The following is a 4,427-nucleotide window of genomic DNA, read 5'->3' as shown; positions in this document are numbered from 1 at the left end:
TGTAACCTTGAGATATTGGCATTGTTCAAGCTCAGGAAAGGCTTGCATATCGCGGGAGTTAAAGCTCACCAGATCTACAGCAAGCATAAGTTCAGCACTATCTTTCTGAAGAGCATGCATAGCATTAGTGCCCAAGTTGATAATAATTTGGTGTATTTGTCCGGGCACAGCGATAACCGTGCTGCGCTCGGCACTATAGTTTTCTTTAATCTTGATGGAGCGTGGTAGGTAGCTGCGCAGAAAGCGAACTGACTCTTTAACGTGTTCCACCAGTTCAATCACTTCAGTTTTTGATTCTTCCTGGCGTGAGAAGGATATCAGATGCGATATCATCTCTTTGGCTCGGGTGGCGCTTTTTAGCACTTCAACTAAATTGAGAGCAGCGTCACTCTCCGGCGGCAATTCGTCTCCGGCGAGTTCTGAATACCCAATGATCGCAGAAAGGATATTATTAAAATCGTGTGCTATTCCACCGGTTAAGCGCCCAATAGCTTCCAATCTTTGGGTACGTTTTTGTTGATCTTCCCTTAGTATTTCGTATGTCACGTCTTTGCAACTGGCAATAATACTAGAAAGCTTGCCATCGTTATCGATAACGGGTTTTACCACCATATCCAAGGTTATCTTCTGGGCATCTTTGCGAATCATATCCACTTTTCCCCGCCATGGTTGCGAAGAGCGCACTCTGAGCCAAGATTGCTGCATTTCTTTACGGCTACACACATCAAATGGAAGGTATTCGAAAGGCTGATCTAACAGCTCTATGCGCCTGTAGGACGTAATTCTTTCGAAAATAGTGTTTACATATTGGATTGTACCTTGCGGATTGAAAATAATAATCCCCTCTCCAGCTTGTTCTATTGCTTGGAAGAGCACGTTGATATTCTCATCGGCTTGTTTTTTATTGAGTGCATAAGCAATTTGCTCGGATATAGATTCCAGAAGCAGCTTATCTTCTTCATTATACAAATCGCTACGTTTATAAGATTGCACCACAATAGCTCCGATCACATTCCCGGAAAGCATGAGTGGTATGCCCAAAAAGTTCCGGCAGATAACCCCCATAAAACCACGATCTTGGGTTCTGGTTTGAATATCCTCAAAAGAGAGCAATAGTGTGCGTTCTTCGGAAATGATCTGAGCAGTTAACGAAGTGTTATCATCCGCTTCTATTGGGCTGGCATCCTCATTCATTTCATCTACCAGATAGGGGAAGGTGATGATATTGCTACGCTTATCGTACATGGCAATATAGATATTGGTAACATCCAATACTTTTGCCAAAGATTGGTGGATTGTATGAAATAGGTCATCTATGCTGCATTCAGTATTTACAGCATGTGAGATTTTATGCAACAAGCCGGTAACAATCTCTGATCTGCGCACAGGGCTAAGATCGGTAATAAGAGCAGCGTAGATATCCTCTTTTTCGCTTTTTATAGGAACAAAAGTAAGGCGGTGTGAATGAAGTTTGTGTTTTTCATCAAAGAAATCATACTCGATTAAGTCTTGTTTGTCGGGTATGCTTTTAAAGAAGTTGAATAAGAGCTGTTCTTGTTTGGCATTTTCAAAGCACAAACTCACTCTTTGGCTAAAAGCCTTAAAAAGATCTTCAAGCTTGTTGCCCACAACCTTTTCTGCCGACACTCCACATAAAGTTTCCATAGATTGATTTACCAGCAGGATTTTGCCCTGTGCATCCAGCAGCAGCATCCCCTCAGAAGCCTGCTCGAATATGCATCTAAACAGTGCTTCTCGCTCTTCCAGTTCCTTGCGGACTCGGTCTAAGCTGGTTGTATCTTGCATGGCAACGATGACACTTGTCATATCATCTTCTTGATCGCCGGGAATGCTCCACGAAATTCGGAAATGTAGAGCATTTCCTTTAAGATCGTAGTTAATGCCTTGCCCTTCAAATCTTTTTCTCCCCTCCGAGATTGCCACCATCGATTCTATAATGCTTTCTGCCGCTTCACCGCTAAAGATTGTATGAATATTCTGTATCAGTTCGGCTTTATCCTTTGCCCCAAATATCTTAAGAGTAGTGTTATTTACATCTACAATCTTGAGCAGTTGTGAGCATTTCAAAAACTCTTCGGGATACGTATGCAAATACGCACGAATATCTTGCACTCCAGCTTTTTTTAACTCCATCAAAGCAGTATACACTTCAGAGAAATCTTCTACCCAAAGCGAAACTGGAGATTGGTCATACAGCATCCTATAAAAGCTGTTTTTCAATTCCTTCATGCTAAACAGATTTCCTTAACTATTTTGCTGATTGGTTTACGTTTAGTCCTTGCCAACGAGTCTTTGAGTTTCTAATGCTATCATCAGTTCTTCATTGGTGGGAATTTTAAGTACAATAACTTTTGAAGAGGGTGTGCTCAACACTTGAATATCATCTGTAAAACGAGCGTTTTCCTTTAGATCTAAATTGATGCCAAGAGCCTCCATATTGCTGCAAACTTGTTCTCTGAGAATGGGCATTCTTTCGCCTACTCCACCGGTAAAGATGATTACATCCACTCCGTTGAGAGCCGCAATATAGCTGCCAATATATTTCTTAATTCGATAGCAATACACGTCGTGTGCCTGAATTGCTTTGGGATTTTTGCGCATGAGAATTTCTTCCTCAATTTCGCGCATATCGTTTGAGATATGCGAAAGCCCTAGCATTCCGCTCTTTTTATTCAGAATGGCGTTTACCTCATCCACGCTTAAACCGAGTGTCTGTTGCATATGAATAGGTATGGCGGGGTCAATATCGCCGCAGCGCGTACCCATCATCAAGCCCTCCAAAGGTGTAAGCCCCATGGAGGTATCGATAGATTTTCCTTCTTTAATGGCAGTGATGGAAGCGCCATTGCCCAGATGGCAGGATATAATCTTGAGGCTTTCCAAATCCCGATTCAAATACTCTGCCGCTTTGATACTTACATATTTATGGCTGGTTCCGTGAAATCCATATCGGCGAATCTTGTGAACATGGTAAAAATCCAAAGGCAAAGGATAAAGATATGCTTCTGCCGGCATTGTTTGATGAAAGGCAGTATCGAATACACCACATTGTGGGCAATTTGGCATGGCAATCTTTACCGCTTCTATTCCTTTCAAGTTTGCCGGATTGTGGAGCGGTGCCAACGAGATACATTCTTGCATCACATCAACAACATGATCAGTAACAACTACCGCATCCGAATAGTATTCTCCGGCATGAACCAATCGATGACCCACCGCTTCTATTTCATTAAGATTTTCTAATACACCATAACTTGCATCCACTAGTGCTTCCAATATCAGCTGTAAACCTTGTTCATGGTTCTCGATTACCATTTCTCTTTTTTTCTTGGTGAAATTGGGGCTTTTATATGTAAAAAGAGCTATATTCTCACCGATTCTTTCTGCTATGCCCTCCGCCATTACATCTTGGGTTTCCATATTTATCAGTTGGTATTTGATAGACGAACTTCCGCAATTCAAAACTAATATTTTCATTCAATTCCTCATTATGTGTGCTTCGATGCACACAATATCAAATGCAGATATGTGTCAAACAAAAAGGAAGAAACTGAGCATTATTTAACGTATTATACTTATATAAAGATACTTCTACAAACCTCATCTTAAACCACCTTTAAACTTTTTCTGCTCTTGATCGCCAACTATAAAAGCACAAATTGGATGATAAATCGCTTGCTTACAATAACCCAAAACAGCACATTTGATAATCATATAACTTATTCTTCTGTCGTGATCGATGAATACTATTTGCTCAGGATAGTTTTGACTAGCAGATGATTTCTACCATCTACTACTTGATTTTTGATTTTCTACAAATATAATTTCTGCAATATGCTGTCAAGCCAATATATCGTATAATTTATTATGCTTGTGGAAATATATAGACTATTTTCTACTCATTGGGCTTTAAACTTTTTACATACTGCTTTGGCAGACTCTCTTCTCGCATTGTATAAAGCTATTCTTGGGCAAGGTTACGGCTAAGATAATGCTTAAACTGCGGGAGTATCTCAACTTGAAGCATAGTTAATACTTGCTTTAAGTATCAGGGGTAGATTAGGAGTATTTACTTACCAATGCAGAAATTATCGAATATTCTGCCCAAAAGCGCATCGGTTGGTACCACGCCAAGGATATCTTCCAAAGCCGATGCAGCCCGGATTAGATCGGATGCGATAAACTCGAAGCCGAGTTCTACCTTGAGGGCATTAAGGGCATTCTCCAGTGCTTCCTTGCAGCGCTCAAGTGCGGCAATATGTCGAGCATTGGTAACCAAAGGTCGATTGATAATGTTTTCTGGAAGTTTAAGCCTCATCAATAATGCCTGCGATATCTGCTTTAGCCCACCTTCTTCTATCACCGAAACCGGTATATGCTTATCTGAGATATATCTGTGCGGCAGA

The 4,427-nt window shown here is 40.9% G+C and carries 3 protein-coding genes; all 3 read right to left on the bottom strand.

What is annotated here, in order from left to right:
* Positions 1-2,250, bottom strand: a 2,250-nt coding sequence (locus LHW48_09075) for a PAS domain-containing protein (GenBank protein ID MCB5260602.1), incomplete at its 3' end; no start/stop codon positions are given.
* A gap of 42 nt (positions 2,251-2,292) precedes the next feature.
* Complete coding sequence (locus tag LHW48_09070) at positions 2,293-3,498, bottom strand: acetate kinase (protein MCB5260601.1); 1,206 nt, start codon at positions 3,496-3,498, stop codon at positions 2,293-2,295.
* Between the two features lie 592 nt (positions 3,499-4,090).
* Positions 4,091-4,427 (bottom strand): hypothetical protein (locus tag LHW48_09065; GenBank protein ID MCB5260600.1); only part of this gene is annotated, 337 nt, incomplete at its 5' end.

The organism is Candidatus Cloacimonadota bacterium (assembly GCA_020532355.1).
Lineage (GTDB): Bacteria > Cloacimonadota > Cloacimonadia > Cloacimonadales > Cloacimonadaceae > UBA5456.
The sequence above is the reverse complement of the archived record's forward strand: the minus strand, read 5'-3'. Positions and strand labels throughout refer to the sequence as shown.

Bases quoted from the DNA above. Each gene is read 5' to 3' on its own strand.
- LHW48_09070 (MCB5260601.1), bottom strand. From the start codon at position 3,498: ATGAAAATATTAGTTTTGAATTGCGGAAGTTCGTCTATCAAATACCAA.